The 366-nt window shown below is 62.3% G+C and carries 1 pseudogene; it reads right to left on the bottom strand.

Features of this window, described 5'->3' with window-relative positions:
- A pseudogene (locus BRSPCE3_RS35775) lies at positions 1-293 on the bottom strand (ribonuclease HII); the annotation flags it as partial.
- Positions 294-366: the final 73 nt, after the last annotated feature.

The raw sequence follows: 366 nt of genomic DNA, 5'->3' as shown, positions 1-366 counted from the left end.
TGCCAGGCGAGCGCCTTTTCGACGATCTCGTCGTAGAGCGCTTCCCGCTTCTTGGCGGTCAGAATTTTTGAGTCGGCCAGGCCCTTGATCGGCTTGCGCGGATTGAGAACGACCGCCGCAGCCGTCACCGGCCCGGCCAATGGCCCGCGTCCAGCCTCATCCACGCCGCACAGGATGCGACGCGCACGCTTGGCCGCCGGCTCTTGCGAGAGCAGCAGGCCGAGCTGGTCGGGATTGGGTTTGCGGGAAGCCATGGGCTTAAAGCTTACTGCGACTGCGTAGCAGATCGACAACGACTTTCGCTCCAATCTCCGCCATGTTCTGCTTGAGCGTCAGGTGCATCTGCGTGAAGTGTTCACGCAGGAA

Source organism: Bradyrhizobium sp. Ce-3 (assembly GCF_022835695.1).
Taxonomy (GTDB): domain Bacteria; phylum Pseudomonadota; class Alphaproteobacteria; order Rhizobiales; family Xanthobacteraceae; genus Bradyrhizobium.
The sequence above is the reverse complement of the archived record's forward strand: the minus strand, read 5'-3'. Positions and strand labels throughout refer to the sequence as shown.